This window comes from Micromonospora sp. NPDC049102, assembly GCF_043197485.1.
Classification (GTDB): domain Bacteria; phylum Actinomycetota; class Actinomycetes; order Mycobacteriales; family Micromonosporaceae; genus Micromonospora.
The window spans coordinates 151,948-173,038 of the sequence record NZ_JBICTE010000012.1; the positions used below are offsets into that span (position 1 = coordinate 151,948).

23 protein-coding genes and 1 pseudogene are annotated in these 21,091 nt (G+C 72.0%); 6 read left to right on the forward strand and 18 right to left on the reverse strand.

Going from position 1 to position 21,091, the window contains the following annotated elements; genetic code table 11:
- Window positions 1–225: 225 nt before the first annotated feature.
- The 5 genes from frr to ACGFH9_RS15060 all read right to left on the reverse strand — a co-directional run bounded on the left by frr (window position 226) and on the right by ACGFH9_RS15060 (window position 4,999).
- On the reverse strand, window positions 226–783 hold the full coding sequence (frr, locus tag ACGFH9_RS15040) for a ribosome recycling factor (protein ID WP_354856362.1): 558 nt from the start codon (window positions 781–783) through the stop codon (window positions 226–228).
- Between the two features lie 55 nt (window positions 784–838).
- A complete protein-coding gene (gene pyrH / locus ACGFH9_RS15045; RefSeq protein WP_110562390.1) occupies window positions 839–1,606 on the reverse strand; it encodes a UMP kinase in 768 nt (255 codons plus the stop codon).
- A gap of 163 nt (window positions 1,607–1,769) precedes the next feature.
- Complete coding sequence (gene tsf, locus ACGFH9_RS15050) at window positions 1,770–2,597, reverse strand: translation elongation factor Ts (protein ID WP_393218989.1); 828 nt, start codon at window positions 2,595–2,597, stop codon at window positions 1,770–1,772.
- A 133-nt stretch (window positions 2,598–2,730) separates the two neighbouring features.
- Entirely contained in the window at window positions 2,731–3,633 is a 903-nt protein-coding gene (gene rpsB / locus ACGFH9_RS15055; protein ID WP_393218992.1) for a 30S ribosomal protein S2, read from the reverse strand.
- Between the two features lie 229 nt (window positions 3,634–3,862).
- Window positions 3,863–4,999 (reverse strand): hypothetical protein, encoded by a 1,137-nt coding sequence (locus ACGFH9_RS15060; protein ID WP_393218995.1) that lies wholly within the window; start codon window positions 4,997–4,999, stop codon window positions 3,863–3,865.
- A 191-nt stretch (window positions 5,000–5,190) separates the two neighbouring features.
- Between ACGFH9_RS15060 and ACGFH9_RS15065 the strand changes: the two genes are divergently transcribed.
- The 5 genes from ACGFH9_RS15065 (at window position 5,191) to ACGFH9_RS15085 (ending at window position 10,607) form a co-directional block, all read left to right on the forward strand.
- Window positions 5,191–5,550 (forward strand): YraN family protein, encoded by a 360-nt coding sequence (locus tag ACGFH9_RS15065; RefSeq protein ID WP_393218998.1) that lies wholly within the window; start codon window positions 5,191–5,193, stop codon window positions 5,548–5,550.
- A gap of 30 nt (window positions 5,551–5,580) precedes the next feature.
- Window positions 5,581–7,101, forward strand: a complete 1,521-nt coding sequence (locus tag ACGFH9_RS15070) for a YifB family Mg chelatase-like AAA ATPase (RefSeq protein WP_393219000.1) — start codon at window positions 5,581–5,583, stop codon at window positions 7,099–7,101.
- Window positions 7,098–8,294, forward strand: coding sequence for a DNA-processing protein DprA (locus ACGFH9_RS15075; RefSeq protein ID WP_393219003.1), 1,197 nt, complete (start codon window positions 7,098–7,100; stop codon window positions 8,292–8,294). The genes ACGFH9_RS15070 and ACGFH9_RS15075 overlap by 4 nt, the downstream gene beginning before the upstream one ends.
- 73 nt (window positions 8,295–8,367) lie before the next feature.
- Window positions 8,368–9,381, forward strand: coding sequence for a tyrosine recombinase XerC (locus ACGFH9_RS15080; RefSeq protein ID WP_393219006.1), 1,014 nt, complete (start codon window positions 8,368–8,370; stop codon window positions 9,379–9,381).
- Between the two features lie 44 nt (window positions 9,382–9,425).
- Window positions 9,426–10,607, forward strand: coding sequence for an aminotransferase class V-fold PLP-dependent enzyme (locus ACGFH9_RS15085; RefSeq protein ID WP_393219008.1), 1,182 nt, complete (start codon window positions 9,426–9,428; stop codon window positions 10,605–10,607).
- Between the two features lie 30 nt (window positions 10,608–10,637).
- Here the strand turns inward: ACGFH9_RS15085 and ACGFH9_RS15090 are convergent.
- Window positions 10,638–11,222 (reverse strand): annotated as a pseudogene (locus ACGFH9_RS15090) (M23 family metallopeptidase); the annotation flags it as partial.
- A gap of 232 nt (window positions 11,223–11,454) precedes the next feature.
- On the opposite strand from ACGFH9_RS15090, the gene ACGFH9_RS15095 reads away from it, so the two are divergent.
- Window positions 11,455–12,582, forward strand: a complete 1,128-nt coding sequence (locus tag ACGFH9_RS15095; RefSeq protein WP_393219011.1) for a sulfite oxidase — start codon at window positions 11,455–11,457, stop codon at window positions 12,580–12,582.
- A gap of 44 nt (window positions 12,583–12,626) precedes the next feature.
- On the opposite strand, the gene ACGFH9_RS15100 is transcribed toward ACGFH9_RS15095, so the two are convergent.
- From ACGFH9_RS15100 to proS, 12 genes are all read right to left on the reverse strand, one after another.
- Window positions 12,627–12,950 (reverse strand): DUF2469 domain-containing protein, encoded by a 324-nt coding sequence (locus ACGFH9_RS15100; RefSeq protein ID WP_018218957.1) that lies wholly within the window; start codon window positions 12,948–12,950, stop codon window positions 12,627–12,629.
- Window positions 12,947–13,759, reverse strand: coding sequence for a ribonuclease HII (locus tag ACGFH9_RS15105; protein ID WP_393219014.1), 813 nt, complete (start codon window positions 13,757–13,759; stop codon window positions 12,947–12,949). Before ACGFH9_RS15105 ends, ACGFH9_RS15100 begins: the two co-directional genes overlap by 4 nt.
- A complete protein-coding gene (locus tag ACGFH9_RS15110) occupies window positions 13,753–14,268 on the reverse strand; it encodes an NUDIX hydrolase (protein ID WP_393219055.1) in 516 nt (171 codons plus the stop codon). Before ACGFH9_RS15110 ends, ACGFH9_RS15105 begins: the two co-directional genes overlap by 7 nt.
- A 55-nt stretch (window positions 14,269–14,323) precedes the next feature.
- Entirely contained in the window at window positions 14,324–14,959 is a 636-nt protein-coding gene (gene lepB, locus ACGFH9_RS15115; protein ID WP_393219016.1) for a signal peptidase I, read from the reverse strand.
- Window positions 14,960–14,969: 10 nt separating this feature from the next.
- The gene (gene lepB / locus ACGFH9_RS15120; RefSeq protein ID WP_393219019.1) at window positions 14,970–15,839 is read right to left on the reverse strand and encodes a signal peptidase I; all 870 of its coding nucleotides are present in this window, start codon (window positions 15,837–15,839) and stop codon (window positions 14,970–14,972) included.
- A gap of 184 nt (window positions 15,840–16,023) precedes the next feature.
- Window positions 16,024–16,380: a 50S ribosomal protein L19 gene (gene rplS, locus ACGFH9_RS15125; RefSeq protein WP_007456548.1), complete on the reverse strand. Its 357-nt coding sequence runs from the start codon at window positions 16,378–16,380 to the stop codon at window positions 16,024–16,026.
- A 143-nt stretch (window positions 16,381–16,523) separates the two neighbouring features.
- Window positions 16,524–17,297: a tRNA (guanosine(37)-N1)-methyltransferase TrmD gene (gene trmD, locus ACGFH9_RS15130; RefSeq protein ID WP_393219022.1), complete on the reverse strand. Its 774-nt coding sequence runs from the start codon at window positions 17,295–17,297 to the stop codon at window positions 16,524–16,526.
- 11 nt (window positions 17,298–17,308) lie between these two features.
- A complete protein-coding gene (gene rimM / locus ACGFH9_RS15135) occupies window positions 17,309–17,863 on the reverse strand; it encodes a ribosome maturation factor RimM (protein WP_393219025.1) in 555 nt (184 codons plus the stop codon).
- The gene (locus tag ACGFH9_RS15140) at window positions 17,863–18,123 is read right to left on the reverse strand and encodes an RNA-binding protein (RefSeq protein WP_186718042.1); all 261 of its coding nucleotides are present in this window, start codon (window positions 18,121–18,123) and stop codon (window positions 17,863–17,865) included. Before ACGFH9_RS15140 ends, rimM begins: the two co-directional genes overlap by 1 nt.
- Window positions 18,098–18,595, reverse strand: a complete 498-nt coding sequence (rpsP, locus tag ACGFH9_RS15145) for a 30S ribosomal protein S16 (protein WP_393219028.1) — start codon at window positions 18,593–18,595, stop codon at window positions 18,098–18,100. The genes ACGFH9_RS15140 and rpsP overlap by 26 nt, the downstream gene beginning before the upstream one ends.
- A 229-nt stretch (window positions 18,596–18,824) precedes the next feature.
- On the reverse strand, window positions 18,825–19,523 hold the full coding sequence (locus tag ACGFH9_RS15150) for a DUF402 domain-containing protein (RefSeq protein WP_393219031.1): 699 nt from the start codon (window positions 19,521–19,523) through the stop codon (window positions 18,825–18,827).
- Window positions 19,483–20,889, reverse strand: coding sequence for a proline--tRNA ligase (gene proS, locus ACGFH9_RS15155; protein WP_393219033.1), 1,407 nt, complete (start codon window positions 20,887–20,889; stop codon window positions 19,483–19,485). Before proS ends, ACGFH9_RS15150 begins: the two co-directional genes overlap by 41 nt.
- Window positions 20,890–21,091: the final 202 nt, after the last annotated feature.

A 21,091-nucleotide genomic window follows, 5' to 3' on the forward strand; every position in this document is an offset into this window, starting at 1 on the left:
GAGCCGACCCCCTCATGCGCACCCTTTGCACTGCTTCAGCGGAGGCGACAGTCGATGTCCGGATACCGGACACGAGGTGTTGCCCCGGTTGAAGCAGAGCAAAGGGCGCGCATGAGGTGGGCTGCCCCCGCCACGCGCTGGTTCAGCGCGACGGGACCGACCGGGAAAGGGGGCGAGGCCCGCCCCGCTGATCGGGTCGGGCCTCGTCGTGGCGAGCGGTGGTGGTCAGACCTCCAGCAGCTCGGTCTCCTTGTGCTTGACCAGGTCGTCGATGCTGGCGACGTAGCGCTGCGTCAGGTCGTCGAGTTCCTTCTCGGCGCGGCGGCCGTCGTCCTCGCCGGCCTCGCCGTCCTTGACGATCCGGTCCAGCTCCTCCTTGGCGCGGCGGCGGACGTTCCGGATGGCCACCTTGGCCTCCTCGCCCTTGTGCCGGGCCACCTTGATCATGTCGCGGCGGCGCTCCTCGGTCATCTGCGGGAGCAGGATGCGCAGCTGGTTGCCCTCGTTGTTCGGGTTGACCCCGAGGTCCGAGTCGCGGATCGCCTTCTCCATCGCGTTGATCTGCGAGTTGTCGTAAGGCTTGATGATGGCCATCCGCGGCTCGGGGACCGCGATGGACGCCATCTGGGTCAACGGCGTCGGAGTGCCGTAGTAGTCAATGATGACCTTGGAGAACATGGCGGCGTTGGCGCGACCGGTACGGATCGCGCCGAACTCCTCCTTGGCGTGCTCAACCGCACGCTCCATCTTCTCCTCGGCCTCGAGGAGGGTGTCGTCGATCACCGGTCTCCTCGCCTCCTTCTGTGCTCGTGGTGGGCTCTGCTGAAAGTCGTCCGGCTCACGCGGTGATCAGGGTGCCGATCTTGTCGCCACCCACCGCGCGGATGATGGTGTCGTCACCCTGCGCACCGAAGACCAGCATCGGCAGGCCGTTCTCCATGCAGAGACTGAACGCCGCCGCGTCGGCCACCCGCAGGTTGCGGCGCAGCACCTCGGAGAAGGTGATCGAGTCGAGCTTGCTGGCGGTGGGGTCGATCCGCGGGTCGGCGGTGTAGACGCCGTCGACGCCGTTCTTGCTCATGAGCACCACGTCGGCCCGGATCTCCAGCGCCCGCTGGGCGGCCACCGTGTCGGTGGAGAAGTACGGCATACCGGCGCCGGCGCCGAAGATGACCACGCGGCCCTTCTCCAGGTGCCGGATCGCCCGCAGCGGAATGTAGGGCTCGGCGACCTGGGCCATCGTGATGGCGCTCTGCACCCGCGTCTCGATGCCTTCCTTCTCCAGGAAGTCCTGCAACGCGAGGCAGTTCATCACGGTGCCGAGCATGCCCATGTAGTCGGCGCGAGCGCGGTCCATGCCGCGCTTCTGCAGCTCCGCGCCGCGGAAGAAGTTGCCCCCGCCGACAACCACCGAGACCTGCACGCCGCGGCGGACCACGGTGGCGATCTGGCGGGCGATGGCCTGTACGACGTCCGGGTCGACGCCGATCGCGCCGCCACCGAACACCTCACCGGAGAGCTTCAGCACCACCCGACGGGCCCGCCCGGGCGGCGGTGCCGTCGGATCGTCCATCGCCAGAGTCCGGTCACTCACAACCTGCGTCATCCGCCCCGCCTTCCCCACGCGCACGCCCTCGGGCGACGCGATACCGCGAACCTGCCGCTGCCGACCCTATGTGACGAGGAGGCCGCGGTGCCTGTCACGTACACCGGCGGCCTCCTCGTCGACGTCTTGCGCCCACGGGCGCGCGCGGCGCCCGGGTGGCGGCTCAGGCCTGGCCGACCTCGAACCGCACGAAGCTGGTGACCTCGATGCCGGCCTCGGCCAGCACCTGCTTCACCGACTTCTTGTTGTCGGCAACCGACGCCTGCTCGACGAGGACGTAGTCCTTGAAGAAGGCGTTCACCCGACCCTCGACGATCTTCGGCAGGGCCGCCGCGGGCTTGTTCTCCTCGCGGGCGGTCTGCTCGGCGATGCGCCGCTCGGACTCGACGACCTCGGCCGGAACCTCGTCGCGGCTGAGGTACTTCGGCCGCATCGCGGCGATCTGCATCGCGACGCCGCGGGCGTCGGCGTCGCCCGCCTCGTCGGACTTGCCGGTGTACGACACCAGCACGCCGACGGCCGGCGGCAGGTCCTGCGCCTTGCGGTGGAGGTAGACCGCGGTGGTGCCCTCGACCTTGGCGAAGCGGTTGAGGACCAGCTTCTCGCCGATCTTGGCGGACTGCTCCTGGATCAGGTCCGCGACGACCTTGCCGTCGAGCTCACTGGCGAGCAGCTCCTCGGCGTTGTTCACGCCGGAACGCTCACCGTGCTCGACCAGCTGCTGGGCCAGCGCGATGAACGACTCGGTCTTGGCGACGAAGTCGGTCTCGCAGTTGAGCTCGAGCAGCGCCTTGCCGGAGTGTGCGACCAGACCGTTGGCGGCCGTACGGCCAGCCCGCTTGCCGACGTCCTTCGCGCCCTTGACGCGCAGGATCTCGACGGCCTTGTCGAAGTCGCCCTCGGCCTCGGTCAACGCCTTCTTGCTGTCCATCATGCCGGCGCCGGTGAGGTCGCGGAGCTTCTTGACGTCCGCGGCGGTGATTTGGGACATGGCTCTCTCTTCGATGTTGAGTCGGCGTGTGGATGGTCAGAGGTGCCGGTTACCCGGATTCGGGCGGAACCTGCCCGTCGTACCGTCGCCGCCCGCCGTTCGTGAAAACGGACGGCGGGCGGCGACGGTACGGTCACTCCGCGGTGGCGGCCGCCGGCTGCTCGGTGGCGGCCTGCGCCGACTCCTCGGTGGCGGCGGGCTGCTCGGTGGCGGCAGCGGCCGGCTGCTCGGCCGGGGCGGCCGACTCGTCAGCCTTCTTCGGCTCGAGCAGCTCGCGCTCCCACTCGGTCAGCGGCTCGTCGCTCGCGACACCCTCGGGCTTCTCGTCGTTGCCCCGGCGACGGCCGGAACGCGCGATCAGACCGTCCGCGACGGCGGCGGCGACGACCTTGGTCAGCAGCTCGGCCGAGCGGATGGCGTCGTCGTTACCCGGGATCGGGAAGTCGACCTCGTCCGGGTCGCAGTTGGTGTCGAGGACGGCGATCACCGGGATGCCCAGCTTGCGGGCCTCGTCGACGGCGATGTGCTCCTTCTTGGTGTCGACGATCCAGACGGCGGCCGGCAGCTTCTGCATGTCCCGCAGACCACCCAGCGTGCGGGTCAGCTTGATCTTCTCGCGGGAGAGCTGCAGGGTCTCCTTCTTGGTGTAACCGGCGGCAGTGCCGCTGAGGTCACCCAGGCCCTCCAGCTCCTTCATCCGCTGGAGCCGCTTGTACACGGTCTGGAAGTTGGTCAGCATGCCACCGAGCCAGCGGTGGTTGACGTACGGCTGACCGACCCGCGTCGCCTGCTCGGCGATGGCCTCCTGGGCCTGCTTCTTGGTGCCGACGAAGAGGATGCTGCCACCCTCCGCGACGGTCCCACGCACGAACTCGTACGCCTTCTCGATGTAGTCGAGAGTCTGGCGCAGGTCGATGATGTAGATGCCGTTGCGCTCGGTCATGATGAAGCGCTTCATCTTCGGGTTCCAGCGCCGGGTCTGGTGCCCGAAGTGGACACCGCTCTCCAGCAGCTGACGCATGGTCACGACGGCCATGGTGTGGGTACTCCTCAAGATCCCTGGTTGTCACGCCCGGCCGGTGGCCGGGCGTCCTGGCGCCTGGTCGCCGGCCCATGGTGGACCCGATCAAGATCGGGACCAGGGAGGCCGTCGCTACACGACGATTCGTGAAGAGGGCGCGCGAGGTCGACCGCGCAAGGCGGTCGCCAGTTGGCCAGTGTACGCCCCTCCCCGGTTCCACCGTGCCGGGGTGCCGCGCGGCGGGTCAGCCGGCGGCGAGCGCCGCGGCGACGAAGAGCACGAGACCGACAGTCAGGTACGCCGTGGGAGGGCGCAGCCAACCCCGACCACTGTCGGAGAGCGCGAGTCCGCCCGTCCTGAGCCGGTACAGCCCGGTTGCGAAGATCGGCAGCCCGGCGACCAGGCAGATGCCCACCACGACGTTGCCCGCGTCCACCGGGTCACCCGTCACGCCGGCCAGCAACACCCGCAGCGCGGGGATCTCGAAGATCAACGCCAGCAGGGCGAAGAGGGCCGCCAACGCCGGCCGGCGGGTCCGGTAGACACCGTCCGGCGCCGGAGGGTACGCCGGTGCGTCGCCCCCGGTCGGGTCGGTGCGGGGGCCGATCCCCGGCATCGGGCCGGTCGGCATCTCCAGCGGATGCGGGTGCTCCCCGCTGCCGCCCCGGGTCGGCTCGACGATCGGGTATCCGGCGAGCAGGGCGGGCCGGCTCTGCTCGGCCAGCGGGACGGGCTGGCTCTGCTCCCCGGGCAGGCCCGGCCCACCGAGCAGAGCGACCGCCGGCCCGACGTCCCCGGTGGGGGCCGGGCCGACGTTGCCGCCGGTCACCAGCCCGGTGTCCCGGGCGGTGGTCGACACGGTGTCTCGGACGGTGTCCGGCGTCGTCATGGCCAGTGGCTCTCGGGCGGCCCGGCGGCCGGGCAGCTCACCGGAGATCTCCGAGGGATCCCGATCCGCCCTGCGTGAGCGCGTCGTCCGGTAACCGTCCGCGTCGGTGCGGGCGTCACCCAGCGGGTCGGAGACGCGCCCGAAATCTGCCTCCCCGACGCCGAACCGCCCCGGCTGCGCCTCGACGGCACCGAACCGCCCGGAGTCCGGTTCCGGGGCACCGCCGAAGCGACCCGCGTCCACCGCGCCGAAACGACCCGAGTCGGGTTCTGACGCACCACCGAAGCGGGTGGGGTCCGGCTCACGGCGTCGGCCGACGCCGGTGTCCTCGACGGAGCGTCCGTCCTCGATGCCACGCTGCTCGGGGATATCGCCGTCGCGGTATCGCGGTTCACCCGTACCGCGCCACTCGGGCTCGCCGTAACCGCGGCCCCGCTCGTCGGGGTGCCAGCGCGGCTCCTGATCTTCCGGAAAGCTCCGTCGTCCGTCCACGTCAGGCACCGTATGCGACGGGGCCGTGCCCGCGCCATTTCGGCCCGGCAGGGTTGGTCGACCCCACCGCCCACTCCGCGTCGTAGCACAGCAGGGGCTTGATCGTCCGGTTGTCCACAGAACGACCGTCATCCACAGGCGGGGCGCGGCGGGGTCGCGGCGTGCGCACTCGACCGGGCACCGTCGCGGCCATGACGAAGCGGAACCAGGCGGTCGGCGCGTACGGCGAGCGGTGCGCCGCCCGGCACCTGAGCGAGGCGGGACTAGACCCGATCGTCCGGAACTGGCGCTGCCCGGACGGGGAGATCGACATCATCGCCTGGGACGGACCGGTGCTCGCGTTCTGCGAGGTGAAGACCCGTCGGGGCGACACCTTCGGCACGCCGGCCGAGGCTGTCGTGCCCTCCAAGGCCCGCCGCCTGCGCGGGCTCGCCGCGCGTTGGCTCGCCGAGACCGGCACGAGCGCCGCCGAGGTGCGGTTCGACGTGCTGTCGGTGCGGCTGCCCACCGCCGGTCCCGCGCAGGTCGACCACGTCAAGGGCGCGTTCTGAGATGCGCCACCGACGCATCGGCGACGCGCCATGAGCTACGCGAAGGTCCTCTGCGTGGGGTTGGTCGGCGTCACCGGCCACCTCGTCGAGGTCGAGGCGGACCTGGCCGCCGGCCTGCCGGCGGTGGTGATCTCCGGCCTGCCGGACACGGCCCTGCACGAGGCCCGCGACCGGGTCCGGGCCGCCGTGGTCAACTCCGGCCAACGCTGGCCGAACCGGCGCATCACGTTGAACCTGCTGCCGGCCACGCTGCCGAAGTTCGGCTCGGCGTTCGATCTGGCCATCGCCGCCGCGCTGCTGGGCGGGTCGGGCGAGCTGCCGCTGCTCCCGCTGGAGGGGGTCGTGGTTCTCGGCGAGTTGGGCCTCGACGGCACGGTCCGGCCGGTGCGCGGTGTGCTGCCGATGGTCGCCGCCGCGGCCAGGGCCGGCATCGAACGGGTCATCGTGCCGACCGGCAACGCGGCCGAGGCCGCGGTCATCCCCGGCGTACGGGTGCGGGCGGTGGACACGCTGCACCGCCTGGTCGCCTTCGTGCGCGACGGCAGCCCGCTCATCGAACCACCCCCGGACGCCCCGGCACCGGTTCTCGGCGGCCCCGACCTCGCCGAGGTCGCCGGGCAGCAGTTGGGTCGTCGGGCGTTGGAGGTCGCCGCGGCAGGTGGGCACCACATCGCGCTGCTCGGCCCTCCGGGCGCCGGCAAGACGATGCTTGCCGAGCGGCTGCCGTCACTCCTGCCCGAGTTGGACGACGACGCTGCGCTGGAGGTGACCGCTCTGCACTCGGTCGCCGGGCTGCTGCCGCCGGGCGGTCGACTCCTGCGCCGCCCGCCGTTCCAGGCACCTCACCACACGGCGACGATCCCGTCCCTCGTCGGCGGCGGTTCCGGGTTGGCCCGCCCCGGAGCGGTGTCCCTGGCGCACCGCGGGGTGCTGTTCCTGGACGAGGCGCCGGAGTTCAGCAAGGGGGCGCTGGAGGCGCTGCGCCAGCCGCTGGAGAACGGTCGCATCCTGTTGAGCCGGAGCGGGGGCGGCACCGAGTACCCGGCCCGGACCCAACTGGTGCTGGCCGCCAACCCGTGCCCCTGCGCGAAGCCGTCCGGCGACGCGTACTGCGAGTGCTCGCCGCTGGTCCGCCGCCGCTATTTGGGCCGCCTCTCCGGGCCGCTGCTCGACCGGATCGACGTGCAGGTGCGGTTGATGCCCGTACGTGCGGCGGAGCTGATGGCATCCGGTGGCGACGCGGAGTCCTCGGCCACGGTCGCCGCCCGGGTCGCGGCGGCCCGCAGCGCGGCGGCCACCCGCTGGGCCGGCCTCGGACGACGCCTCAACGCCGAGGTGGACGGTCCACTCCTGCGCCGCCCGCCATGGCGGCTACCGGCACTGGTCACCGCCGAGTTGCGCGGCCGGCTCGACTCCGGCTCGCTCTCGGCGCGGGGCTTCGACCGGGTGATCCGAATGGCCTGGACGATCGCGGATCTGGACGGCCGGGATCGGCCGGACTGCGACGACGTACGAGAGGCGACCCAGCTACGGACAGGAGAGACGGCATGAGCGCCGACGAGGAGAGCAGGCTGGCCCGCGTGGCGTTGACCTGGCTGGCCGAGCCGGGCACGAGAACGGTGTACCGGTTGGTCGAACGGCTGGGGCCGGTGGCGACGCTGGATCTGTTGCTCGACGGCGGCAGCCCCGACCGGCGGTTGTCCGCCGCCGTGGCCGCTCGGATGTCCGCCGGCGACGCTCGTGCCGTGGCGGCCGAGGCCCTGGACCGGACAGATCGGCTCGGCGCACGTCTGGTCACACCGGACGACGACGAGTGGCCGGCCCGGGTGGCCGATCTCACCAGCCTGCGACTTCCGGACCTGAGCCGCCGGGTGGACGCGGAGACCGCGCCCCCGCTGTGCTTCTGGGTACGTGGCGCGTGGCCGCTCGGCGAGGCGCTGGACCGCTCGGTGGCCGTGGTCGGCGCGCGGGCTGCCACCGGCTACGGCCAACACGTGGCCACCGATCTGGGATACGGGCTGGCCGAGCGGGACTGGACGGTTGTCTCCGGTGGCGCCTTCGGGATCGACGCCGCCGCCCACCGGGGCGCCCTGAACGCCGACGGGCTGACGGTGGCGGTGCTGGCCTGCGGGGTGGACCGGCCGTACCCGATGGGCAACACGGCCCTCTTCGACCGGATCGCCGATACGGGCCTGCTGGTCAGTGAGTGGCCGCCCGGTGCCGAGCCGCTGCGGCCCCGGTTCCTGATCCGCAACCGGGTGATCGCGGGCGGCACGCTGGGCACCGTCCTGGTGGAGGCGTCGGCGCGCAGCGGCGCGACGCAGACGGCCCGGCGTGCCATCTTCACCGGCCGGGTGGCCATGGTGGTGCCCGGGCCGGTGACCTCGGCGATGTCCGTCGGCGCGCACGAGCTACTGCGCGAGAACCCCAGGGCTCGGCTGGTCACCGGGGTCGCACACGTACTCGAGGAGGTGGGTCGCATCGGTGCGGACCTGGCTCCGCTGGCCCGTGGCCCGCAGCGGCCGACGGACGCGTTGGACGACGACGCCCGGTCGGTGCTGGAGGCGTTGCCCCGCCGGGGCGCACGGGGTGTGGACGCCCTCGCCGCCCGAGCGGGCCTGGACGTGCGCACCGCCCTCCGCAAGCTGTCGCTACTCGAAGCGCTGTCCATGGTGGTACGACGTGACGACGGCTACGCCCTCGCTCCTCTCGACAAGCCCAAGGGTCCGGCCGATCGCCGGTAGAGCCGTACGCTGGTGCCGTGCCAACTGTCCGTGGGGGTGTAGCCACCGCAAAGCCGCCGTCGGCGCGGCGGCCGTGAGCCGGGCCTCCCGGGGCACCCGGGCCACCCACCAGGAGTTGCCGCCCGCGTTCCGCGACGCGGTCGACGACTTTGCCGCGCACCTGTCCCAGGTCCGCAACCGGTCGACGCACACCGTCCGCGCGTACGTCACCGACGTGGTCGCGTTGCTCGACCACGCCGTCCGGATGGGTTGCCGAGAACTGTGCGAGGTGGACCTGTCGGTGCTGCGGAGCTGGTTGGCCCGACAGCGGACCATCGGCGCCGCCCGTACGTCACTGGCACGCAGAGCCGCCTCGGCACGGGCGTTCAGCGCGTGGGCACACCGCGCCGGGTTGCTCCCCACCGACGTGGGCGCCGCACTGGCCAGCCCTCGCGCGCACCGGGAACTGCCCAGCGTCCTGCGCGCCGACCAGGCCGCCGCGCTGCTCGATGCACCACCCCGGCACCCGGCGGTCGCAACCGGCACGCCCACGACGGAGTCCACCCCGGGCGGAGACCCCACGACGGCAGGGGCGGCCGACGCGGCGGTGGTCCTGCGCGACCGGGCGCTGCTGGAACTGCTCTACGCCACCGGCGTACGCGTCAGCGAGGTGTGCGGGCTGGACGTCGAGGACGTCGACCACGGCCGACGGGTGGTCCGGGTCTTCGGCAAGGGCGGTCGGGAGCGGTCGGTGCCGTACGGGGTGCCGGCGCAGCGTGCGCTCGACGAGTGGTTGCGGCAGGGCCGTCCCGCGCTGGTCGTCCCGCGTTCGGGGGGCGCGCTGCTGCTCGGAGCCCGTGGCGGTCGGCTCAATCCGACCAGCGCCCGTCAGATCGTCGGCAGGTACGCCGAGGCCGCCGGCCTGCCCCGGACCAGCCCGCACGGGCTGCGCCACTCCGCCGCCACCCACCTGCTGGAGGGCGGGGCCGACCTGCGCGCCGTGCAGGAACTGCTCGGCCACTCGTCGCTGGCCAGTACGCAGATCTACACGCACGTCTCGGTGGAGCGGCTGCGCGCCGCCTACCGGCAGGCCCATCCCCGCGCCTGATCGAGGACCGAAGGTCGGGACGACTCGACGGTTACGATCATCGGGTGAGTGCCCCGCAGCCCCCCGAGCCGATTCCGGGCGCCCGCCTGCTCTTCTCCCTGGACCCGGCGGTCAGCCATCTCAACCACGGGTCGTTCGGCGCGGTGCCGATCGGCGTGCAGCGGGCCCAGCAGCGGCTGCGCGACGAGATGGAGGCCAACCCGCTGCGCTTCTTCACCCAGGGGCTCGTCGACCGGATCGCGCACACCAGGCGGCACCTCGCCGGGTTCCTCGGCGCGGACCCGGAGGGCAGCGCGCTGATCGGCAACACCACCACGGGCGTCGCCCTGGTGCTTCAGTCGGTGGGCCTACGCCCTGACGACGAGATCCTCAGTACCGACCACGGGTACGGGGCGGTCAGTTTGGCCATCGCGCGGGAGTGCCGCCGCACCGGCGCGGTGAGCCGGGTCCTGCCGATCCCGTTGGACGCCAGCGACGAGCAGATCGTGCAGACCATCCGGGCCGGCCTGCGCCCGGGGAGGACCCGGCTGCTCGTCGTCGACCAGCTCACCTCCGCCACCGCCAAGCTCTTCCCGACCGCCGCCATCGTGGCAGTGGCCCACGAGAGCGATGTGCCGGTCCTGGTCGACGCCGCACACGCCCCCGGCATGCTCTCCACCACGGTCGCCAGCATCGGCGCCGACTTCTGGGCGGGCAACCTGCACAAGTGGGGGTACGCCCCGCGCGGCACCGCCCTGCTGACGGTCGCCCCGCCGTGGCGGGAGCGGATCGAACCGCTGGTCGTGTCGTGGGAGCAGGAGACGGGCTTTCCGACTCGGATCGAATGGCAGGCCACCCTCGACTACACCTCGTGGCTCGCCGCCCCGGTGGGACTGTTCACGCTGCGCAGCCTCGGCGTCGATCGGGTGCGTCAGCACAACGCCGCGCTCGCCGCGTACGGCCAGCGGGTCGTGGGGGACGCGCTCGGCGTGCCCCCCACCGATCTGCCCGACCCCGGCGGACCGGGGGTTGCCCTGCGCCTCATCCCGCTGCCAGCCGGCACGGCGACCACCATCGACGCGGCGCGGGCGTTGCAGACGCGCATCGGCGCGCGGCTCGCCGCCGAGGTCGCGGTGATGAGCTGGGACGGTCGCGGCTGGCTGCGGCTCACCGGTCAGGTCTACAACAGCGCCGACGAGTACGAGCGGCTGGCCGTGCGGCTGCCGGCGCTGCTCGCCCAGCGCTGACCCCGTTTCCCCGATCGAGCGGACCGGGCGCACCGGGAGCAGCCGCACCGGGCCGAGGCCGAGCAGGGCCAGCGGGTCGAGATATTCGTCGCCCCGCCGCAGGCCCCAGTGCAGGCACGCGTCTGCCGGGCAACCCGGGTGGCCGGGCAGCAGTTCGCCCAGCGGCGCGCCTGTGGCGACTGCCTGACCGGGGCGTACCGCGGGTTGGACCGGCTCGTGGGTGGTCCGCAGCCTGTCGGCGTGCCCCACGGTGACCACCTGTCGACCGGCCACCAGGCCGGCGAAGAGCACGGTGCCCGGCCCGGCGCTACGGACCACGGTTCCGGCCGGCGCGGCCAGGTCGACGCCGCGATGGCCGGGCAGCCACGGCTGGGGTGGCGGGTCGAAGCGGCGCACCAGTCGCGGTGGCCCGTCGAGCGGCCAGCGGAAGCGCTCGGCGGAATCGGGCGCAGGGGCGGAAGCCTGGAACGCGATCGGCACGGTCGGCGTCGGTGGCTGGCCGGGCACCGACGCGACGAGCACCGCCAGACCGCAGAGCTGCACGGTCAGTGCGAGCGGGAGCGCGACGCAGAGCAGCAGCGTACGGCGGATCGGATCGACAGGTGGCGGTCGCATGGCCGCAGCCTCCGACCGAGACCGGCTCGTCCGCCAGCCCGTGCGTCGAAGCTGTGGACAACCGGAGGCTCTGTGGACGACCACCCAGCGGCTCGATGATCTGTTATGCGATCTCCCCCCAGCCCGGCGTCCGCCGGACCAGGTCACCACCACCGGAGGGCCGCAGACGGCCGCAGAGGGCCTAGGCTGGCCGCGTACGGCGGGTGGCGTCGTCTGGCACCGGGGAGGCCGCATGACCACTGTCGACGACCGGGGGCCGAGCGTGGCCGACGTGAGCGGCCCGTCGCGGCTCGCCGCACCGGACGAGGCGATCAGCGCCGACGAGTTGCAGCTCGCCGCCCGTAACCACGGCCTTCCGCTGGAGGCGCTGCGCTACGACGTCACCCCGGCCGGGTTGCACTACCTGCTGATCCACTACGACATCCCGGAGCTGGATGCGGCCACGCACGCGCTGACCATCGGCGGCGCGGTCGAACGGCCGTCGACCGTCACCCTGGCAGATCTGCGCGAGCGGCCCCGCGTCACCCACCGGGTCACCCTGGAGTGCGCCGGCAACGGTCGGGCCCTGCTGCACCCCCGGCCGGTGAGTCAGCCGTGGCTGGTCGAGGCGGTCGGTAACGCCGAGTGGACGGGCACTCCACTCGCGCCGCTGCTGCGCGAGGCGGGCCTGGGCGCGGACGCGGTCGACGTGGTCTTCACGGGCGCCGATCACGGTGTCGAGCGGGGTGTCGAGCAGGACTACCAGCGGGCGCTGCCGATCGCCGACGCGCTACGCGAGGAGGTGCTGCTGGCGTACGAGATGAACGGGGCTCCCCTGCTGCCGCAGCACGGCGCGCCACTGCGGCTGATCGTGCCGGGCTGGTACGGCATGGCGCACGTCAAGTGGCTGCACTCGATCGACGTCCGGACGACGCCGTTCGACGGCTACCAGAACGCGGTCGCCTACCGGCTGCGCCGCAACGCCGACGACCCGGGCGAGGCGGTCACCCGGATCGAGCCGCGTGCGCTGGTCCGCCCGCCGGGCTTCCCGGACTTCATGACGCGCCGTCGGGTGCTGCGGGCAGGACCGTGCACGGTGGACGGTCGGGCCTGGTCGGGGCACGCGCCGGTGGTGGCGGTGGAGGTGAGCGTCGACGACGGGGCGAGCTGGGCGCCGGCCGAGCTGGACCCGCCGGCGGGCGGCGAGTTCGCCTGGCGGCGGTGGCGGTACGAGTGGACGGCGACGCCCGGCCGGTACGTGCTCAGCGCGCGGGCGACCGACGCGTCCGGGCGGACCCAGCCGGTCGAGCAGCCGTGGAACCGTGGCGGTTTCGCCAACAATCTGGTGCAGCGCGTCGAGGTCGTGGTGCCGGCCGAGTGACCGGTGGGTCAGCCGCGGGTGGGGGCCGTGGGGCGACCGGTTGGTCAGTTGCCGAAGCCGGAGTCGGCGGGCAGGGAGATGTCCGGCTTCTCCAGCTCCTCGACGTTGACGTCCTTGAAGGTCATCACCCGGACGTTCTTCACGAAGCGGGCAGGACGGTACATGTCCCACACCCAGGCGTCGTGCATCTCGACCTCGAAGTAGACCTCGCCGTCGGAGTTGCGCACGTGCAGGTCGACCTGGTTGGCCAGGTAGAACCGGCGTTCGGTCTCCACCACGTAGGAGAACTGGCGGACAATGTCGCGGTACTCCCGGTAGAGCTGCAGCTCCATCTCGGTCTCGTACTTCTCGAGATCTTCCGCGCTCATCGCACTCCGCCTTCCATGACCACATCTTCCCCCACCGGCGCCGAAGGCCGAGGCTGCTCGCCCAACGCCACGCCGACGGTACCCCCTGACGCGCGGGAGTGCCCCATCGGCTCGTCCGAGCCCGGGTCGACGGGCCGCCGGGCGCGCGGCGGCCGGCCGTCGCGGCCGGAGACCGTGGCGACATTGACGTACGAGAAGCGGTGTTCCCGGCACGGCCCGTGCTCGCGCAGCGTCGCGCTGTGCTCCGGGGTGATGTAGCCCTTGTGCTCGGCGAAGCCGTACGCCGGGTACACCCCGTCCAACTCCACCATGATCCGGTCCCGGGTCACCTTGGCGAGGACGCTGGCCGCGGCCACACAGGCGGCCACCCGGTCGCCCTTCCACACCGCGAGCCCCGGCACACCGAGGCCGTCCACGCCGAAGCCGTCGGTCAGCACGTACTCCGGTCGGGTGGTGAGCGAGGCGAGGGCCCGACGCATCGCGGCCAGATTGCACACGTGCAACCCCCGGGCGTCGACCTCCTCCGCCGGGATGATCACCACGGCGTACGCGACTGCGCGGTCGACGACCTCGGCGTACACCCGCTCCCGGCTGGCCGGGGTGAGGAGCTTGGAGTCGGCGAGTCCGTCGATCTCGCCGCGTCGCCCCTCGGGGAGCACGGCGGCGGCGGCGACCAGCGGCCCGGCGCACGCCCCTCGGCCGGCCTCGTCGGCGCCGGCCACGTGCCGGAAGCCGCGCCGTTGCAATGCGCGCTCCAACGCGTACAGACCGGCCTCCCGGCGCACGACGGTACGCGGCGGGGTCAGCACGACGCCTCGCCAGCCGGCGGCAGGAGACGGGCCAGCAGGTCGGGCAACTCGGGCGGGTAGTACCGCTCGCCGCTGGCGGCCAGTTCGGCCGGCGCCCACCAGCGGTGACCGGCGATGCTGCGCTGCTCGATGTCCGTGAAACCGATGGTGTCGACCTGCCACCCGGGCACCCTGAGCAGGAAGAAGTCCTGCTCCTGGCGGTACCAGCCGCCGTCGAACGGAAACTCGGTCTCGTCCGACCAGACGGGCTCGCCCAGCTCGGCGGGCTCGACCCGTAGCCCGGTCTCCTCAGCCAACTCACGGGCCGCCCCGCGCGCCGGCGACTCCCCCTCGTCGAGCCCGCCGCCCGGAGTGAACCAGTAGCGGTGCGCCGGGCGGACCGGGTCGAAGCCGTGGAACAGCAGGATCCGGCCGGCCGCGTCGACGAGCAGCACCCGGGCCGCGCGTCGAGGGGTGCAGACACGGAGGGCGCTGTTCGCGGCCTCCGGGCCCGTGCTCTCACTCCTCACGGTCACCGCACCAGCCTGCCAGACGGGCGGCCGATCGCCCATGCCCCGTCCGCTTCTACGGCTTGGGAATGCCGTCGAACTGGTCGGGCACGGTCAGCCAGGTGGCCCGGCTGACGGGCCAGAAGACGGTGAACGCCCGCCCGACCACCTCGCCCTCGGGGATGGTGGCCTCGGTGATGTTCTGCCCGGACTGTTGCCAGTGCTCCAGCGAGTCACCGGAGGCCGAGCGGTGGTCGCCCATCACCCACAGCCGGCCCTTCGGCACGGTGATGTCGAACTCCTGGTCGGCGGCCTTGTCCTGGACACCGTCGATCGAGAAGATGTACGGCTCGTCGAGCGACTTGCCGTTGATCATCAGGCGTTCCTGCGGGTCGCAGCAGACCACGTGGTCGCCGCCGACGCCGATCACCCGCTTGATGAAGTCCTCGCCGTCGGGGTTGCCGCTCCACTCGGTGGGTGCCTTGAACACGATCACCTCACCGCGGTGCGGTGACCGGAAGTCGTAGACCAGCTTGTTGACCAAAACCCGGTCATCGATCTTGAGAGTGTTCTCCATGGACGGGGACGGGATGAAGAAGGTCTGCAGCACGAAGGCGCGGACCAACACCGCGACCAGGATCGCCACACCCAGCAGGATCGGCAGCTCCTTCCAGAAGGAGCTACGGGGCTTGTCGGTCTGCTCGTCAATCACGCCAAGGAGCCTACGTTGCCGGGCCGGACGTCACCGTCCGGAACGCGCGGGAACCCCTCAGCGCGGCCGCCAGCGGGAGGATCAGCAGCACACCGCCCTGCGGGGACGGGCGGACCGGCGGCGCACCGGAGGAGGCCGTGGCCGGCGCGGCCACGTCGTCGAACGTCGCCGGCACCGACAGCGCCGCCCAGCGCGACGACGGCCAGACCACCATGAACGCCCGGCCGACGACGTTGTCGATCGGCACCGGCCCCTGGCAGCGCGCGTCCTGGGAGACCTCGCGGTGGTCGCCCATCACGAAGATCTGACCCGGCGGTACGACCACCTCGTCGAAGCGCCGGGACCGGCACTCCTGCGGGTTCGGGGGCAGATCCAGTGGCGAGTCGCGCAGCACGTACGGCTCGTCGAGCGGGGTGCCGTTCACGGTGACCCGCCCCTGGGAGTCGCAGCACTTCACCCGGTCACCGGGCAGGCCGATCACCCGCTTGATGAAGTCCTTCTCGCCGGGACGGCTCACCCCGACCAGGTCGCCGACGGTCCGGCCGAGCTTTCCGGCGAACCCGGGCTCCGGCTGCGCGTCGACCTGGGGCGCCCAACGGTCGGTGCCCCGGAACACCACCACCTCGCCGCGCACCGGGTCACGGACGTCGTAGACGACCTTGTTGACCAGCACCCGGTCGCCGATCAGGAGGGTGTCCTCCATCGAACCGGACGGGATGAAGAACGCCTGGAGCAGGAACGTGCGGATCAGTACCGCGAGGCAGAAGGCCACCACCAGCAGCAGCGGAAGCTCCTGCCAGAGGGGCATCTGGCGGCGGCCACGGCGGACCCGCCGGCGCCACGGATCGACGGTGCCGTCCTCGTCAAGCGTCTGCACCACGTCACCACTCCCCGGTCCGCAGAAACACCACCGCCCGGGAGCCTCGTCGAGGCTCCGCGGGCGGTTGTGGACGGCTGCCCGCCTCGTGGGCGGGACCACCGCCTGGCTGCGCCCGTACGACCAGGGTAGTGCGGTCCGGTCGGTACGGCATACGCGCAGCTCAGGCGGCGTGGCGAGCGGGAAGTCAGCTGGGCTGCTTCTCGCGCTTCTCCTTGATCTTGGCCTTCTTGCCGCGCAGCTCGCGCAGGTAGTAGAGCTTGGCGCGACGCACGTCACCGCGGGTCACGATCTCGATCCGGTCGATGCCCGGGCCGTTGAGCGGGTAGGTCCGCTCGACGCCGACGCCGAAGCTGACCTTGCGGACCGAGAAGGTCTCGCGCAGACCGTCACCCTGGCGGCGGATCACGACGCCCTGGAAGATCTGGACACGGGACCGGTTGCCCTCGACGACCCGCGCGTGCACCTTGACGGTGTCACCGGCACGGAAGTCGGGAAGGTCGGTCCGCTTCGACTGGGCGTCAAGGGCGTCCAGGATGTTCATCGCTGCGTCCTCGTAAGGCTCACGGCGCACCGTCACTCGGTGCGCGGGTGGGTGATTCTGATCCCCGGGTGGCGGTCGGCGAGCCGACCCCGGTCGGGGATCCTCGCAGCCGCCCACGGGCGTGGACGGATACGGCAACCCCCCTACTTTGCCACATCCCCCGGCGGTGGCTGAAATCCGGCTCGTTCCAGCGCCGCGATGTCCCGTTTGTCGAGCCGGTCGGCGGGCAGCGCGGCCAGCAGGTCCGGACGCCGGTCCGCCGTCCGCAGCAGCCCTTCCTCCCGCCGCCAGCGCGCGATCCTGCCGTGGTCTCCGGAGCGGAGGACCTCCGGCACGTCGTGCCCACGCCAGCTCGGCGGCTTCGTGTAGATCGGCGCCTCGAGCAGGCCGTGCGCGTGCGACTCCTCGTCCAGCGAGCCGGCGTTGCCCAACACCCCGGGCAGCAGCCGGGTGATCGCCTCCAGGACGACGAGCACCGCCACCTCGCCGCCGAAGAGCACGTAGTCACCGAGCGACACCTCGGTGACCGGCATCCGGGTGGCGGCATGCGTCAGGACCCGCTGGTCGATGCCCTCGTATCGGCCGCAGGCGAAGAGCAGATGCGGCTCGGCGGCCAGCTCGTGGGCCATGGCCTGGGTGAACGGCACACCCGCTGGCGACGGCACCAGGAGCCGAGGTGGCGCGGCCCCGTCCGGGGCGAGCGCGTCGAGCGCCGCGCCCCACGGCTCGGGCTTCATCACCATCCCCGGGCCGCCGCCGTAGGGGGTGTCGTCGACCGTGCGGTGCACGTCGTGGGTCCAGGTCCGCAGGTCGTGCACGGCGAGCTGGAGTACGCCGTTGGCCCGGGCACGACCGATCAGTGACAGGTCCAGCGGGGCGAAGTACTCCGGAAAGATCGACACGACGTCGACGCGCATGCGGGGTGGTCCTAAAGATCGAGCAGGCCGGCCGGCGGGTCGACGATGACGCGTCCACCGGCCAGGTCGACCTCCGGGACGATCGCCCGGACGAACGGGATCAGCGCGGTACGACCCTCGGGACGCCGCAGCACCAGCAGGTCGGACGACGGCGCGTGGTCGATCCGGGCGACCTCGCCCAACCGCTCGCCGGCCAGGGTGACCACGGCCAGGCCCACCAGCTGGTGGTCGTGGAACTCCTCCGGGTCGTCCGGAGGCTCGACGTCGGCGCTGTCCACCACGAGCAGCGTCCCGCGCAGAGCCTCGGCGGTGTTGCGGTCCAGGACACCCTCGAACGCGATCAGCACCCGACCCTGATGGAAGCGGGCTTCCCCGATGGTCAGCTCCGCGGGAACCTGGAACGGCACCCCGGGCTCATCGATGGTGGGAGGGGGTGTCGCCCCCGGCTCGGTGCGCAGCACCGTACCGGGGGCGAACCGCGCCTCGGGCTCGTCGGTCCGCACTTCCACGGTGACCTCACCGCGGACGCCGTGCGGCTTGCCGATCCTTCCGACGACGAGCTGCATCAGTACGAGTCGACGATGTCGACGCGTACTCCGCGCCCACCGATGGAGCCGATCACCTGACGCAGCGCCTTGGCGGTCCGGCCGGACCGCCCGATCACCGTGCCGAGGTCCTCGGGGTGCACGCGGACTTCCAGCCGCTTGCCCCGACGGGAATCGACCAGCCGGACCCGGACGTCGTCCGGGTGGTCGACGATGCCCTTGACCAGGTGCTCCAACGCGGGACGCAGAGGCATGTCAGGCCTGCTCACCGGCGTCGGCAGCGGGGGTCTCGGCGGGGGTCTCGGCGGGGGTCTCCGTCGCCGGAGCCTCCGCCGCCGGAGCCTCAGCCTTCGGAGCCTCGGCAGCCTTGGCGGCCTTCTTGGCCGGCTTGGCCGGGGTCTCCGGGGCGAGCCCGGCGGCAGCCTTCGCCTCGGCCTCGTACGCCGCCTTGCGGTCGGCCCGCTCGGGGGCGACCTTCAGCGGCGGCGGGGCCGGCAGGCCCTTGTACTTCTGCCAGTCACCGGTCAGCTCCAGCAGCCGCTGCACCGCCTCGCTCGGCTGGGCGCCGACGGACAGCCAGTACTGGACCCGCTCCGACTTGACCTCGATGATCGAGGGGTCTTCCTTGGGCTGGTACACCCCGACGAACTCGATCGCCCGGCCGTCACGCTTGGTGCGCGAGTCGGCGATGACGATGCGGTACTGCGGGTTGCGGATCTTGCCCATCCGCAGGAGCCGGATCTTTACGGCCACAGTTGTTTCGCTCCTGTTGCGATCTCACCGGCCCGTGCGGGCGGTGTGCATGGGTGAGCGCCGACCGGACCCGTGGGGTTGGGCCGGAGACTACTCGGTGGACTGGCGACGTGCCCGGGTTAGAGGGCGCCGGACGCGCGCCGGATACCAGCGACCCATTCTGCCAGATCCGCCGCCGATCGTTCGCATCGGACCCGGACACCACGTCACCGGTGATCCGGAACACCTCTCAGCGCACCGGCGGACGGTCCCACCCCGGGGGCAATTTATCCGGTACGTCCCAGTCTGCCGGCGGGGTGAAGTCACACCAGGTGCCATCGAACGGGAACTTCCCCGCCTCGGCGAGCGCGATCACCCTTTCGCCCTCGGCCCGGACGGCCTTCTCGTCGGTCACCCAGTAGTCGTCGCCGAAGGCGAGCCGCTCGACGAACTCGTCCTCGTCCTTCCACTGCCAGCTCAGGTCGGGACGTACCACCACGTCGAGGTCCTGGTCCACCACGTCGACGCCGGCCACCGGGCCGTCGTCCCAGCGGACGCCGGGCTCCTCCAGGTTGACGTACCAGTGGGCGAACCGGCCCTGCGCGTCCCGGAACCACCACACCGAATGCGCGGCCCCGGCGGGCAGGAACTTCAGCAGCGGCGGACCGTTCCACCGCCCGTGCGCCAACCGGTACGACGACGAGATCCACTGGGCGAACGGCACCGCCCGCATGTTGAGCCCCGCCTCGGTCACCTCGTGTGCCACCGGCGAGTCCCGGGCGATCCACACCAGCAGACCACGCTCGTCGTCGCTGACCACCCGGCCCGGCCGGACCCAACCGATCCGGCCGTGCCGCACGTTGCGGTGCATGATCAGCCGACCCGGCTCGAACCGGTCGACGAGCACCTCAGTAGGCGCGGGCGAGGATGGCCACCAGGTCGGGCTCATCCTCCGAGTCTGGCACCGAGCCGTCGGCCCGCAGCAGACAGCGCACCGTGACGCCCTGCCCGTTCGCCTCGGCCTCGCCGGCCACCCCGACCGCCGACCACGGCACCCGCGCCCAGCCGTTCGCGGCCGCCTCGATCGCCTCGGCGAGGGTCGCGACCTCCACCGTCCGCGACTCACGGTTGGCCAGCGCCTGGTCGTGCAGCACCTGCTGGTCGGCCTCCAGCGCCGCCAGGACCGCGCCGACCACGTCGGCCACCGGCGTCGGGGACTTCGATCCGTCGGTACGACGAACCACCGTCGCGTTACCGACGGCCAGGTCGCGGGGACCGACCTCGACGCGTACCGGATAGCCGCGCAGCTCGGCGTCGACGGCCCGGCGGCCGAACGCGGTGTCGGTCCGGTCGTCGAGCGCGACCCGGACACCGGCGTCGCGCAGGCCGTCGCGCAGCTTGGCCGCCGCCTCCGCGACGCCCTCGCCGTCCTTGACGACCATGATGTACGCCTGGATGGGCGCGAGCCTCGGCGGCACCCGCAGGCCGTTGTCGTCGCCGTGCGCCATGATCAGGCCGCCGAGCATGCGGGTCGACGTGCCCCAGGAGGTCGTCCAGGCGTGCTCCCGTCCGCCCTCCCTGGCCGAGTAGCTGATGTCGAAGGCCTTGGCGAAGTTCTGCCCCAGCTCGTGGCTGGTGCCCAGCTGAAGCGCCTTGCCGTCGCCCATCATGCCTTCGCAGGTGTACGTGGCCGTCGCCCCGGCGAACCGCTCGCGGGCCGTCTTCAGGCCGACCACCACCGGAATGCCCAGCACGTTGACCATCAGGTCCTCGTACGCCTCGTGCAGGATCCGCCGCGCGTACGCCCGCGCGTCCTCGCGGGTGGCGTGCGCGGTGTGCCCCTCCTGCCACAGAAACTCACTGGTCCGCAGGAAGATCCGCGGGCGCAGCTCCCACCGGACCACGTTCGCCCACTGGTTGAGCAGCAGGGGCAGATCCCGGTACGAGTCGATCCACTTGGCCATGAACTCGCCGATCACCGTCTCGCTGGTGGGACGCACCACGATCGGCTCGGCGAGGGGCTTGCCGCCACCGTGGGTGACGACCGCCAGCTCCGGCGAGAAACCCTCGACGTGCTCGGCCTCCCGCTTGAGGTAGCTCTCCGGGATGAAGAGCGGGAAGTACGCGTTCTCCGCGCCGGCCGCCTTGATCCGGGCGTCCATCTCGGCCTGCATCCGCTCCCAGATGGCGTAGCCGGCCGGGCGGATGACCATGGTCCCCCGGACCGGGCCGTTGTCGGCCAGCTTCGCCTTGGCGATCAGGTCCTGGTACCAGCGGGGAAAGTCCTCCGCACGGGGAGTGAGCACGCGTGCCATGACCGCACATCCTATGCGCCACGCGACGCACCGCCGCGCCCGGGAGGCGTCCCGCCCTCCACGTGGCGGCACGGCCCCCTTCCACGCAGCAGCGCCGCACCTCTGCGCCTAGACGAGTAGTTCCGATGTCAGGGGTCGATGTCTGGGCATGAAGGGAGGGTGCCGATGATCATGTTGTGACGCAAGACCTCGACACCCTCTT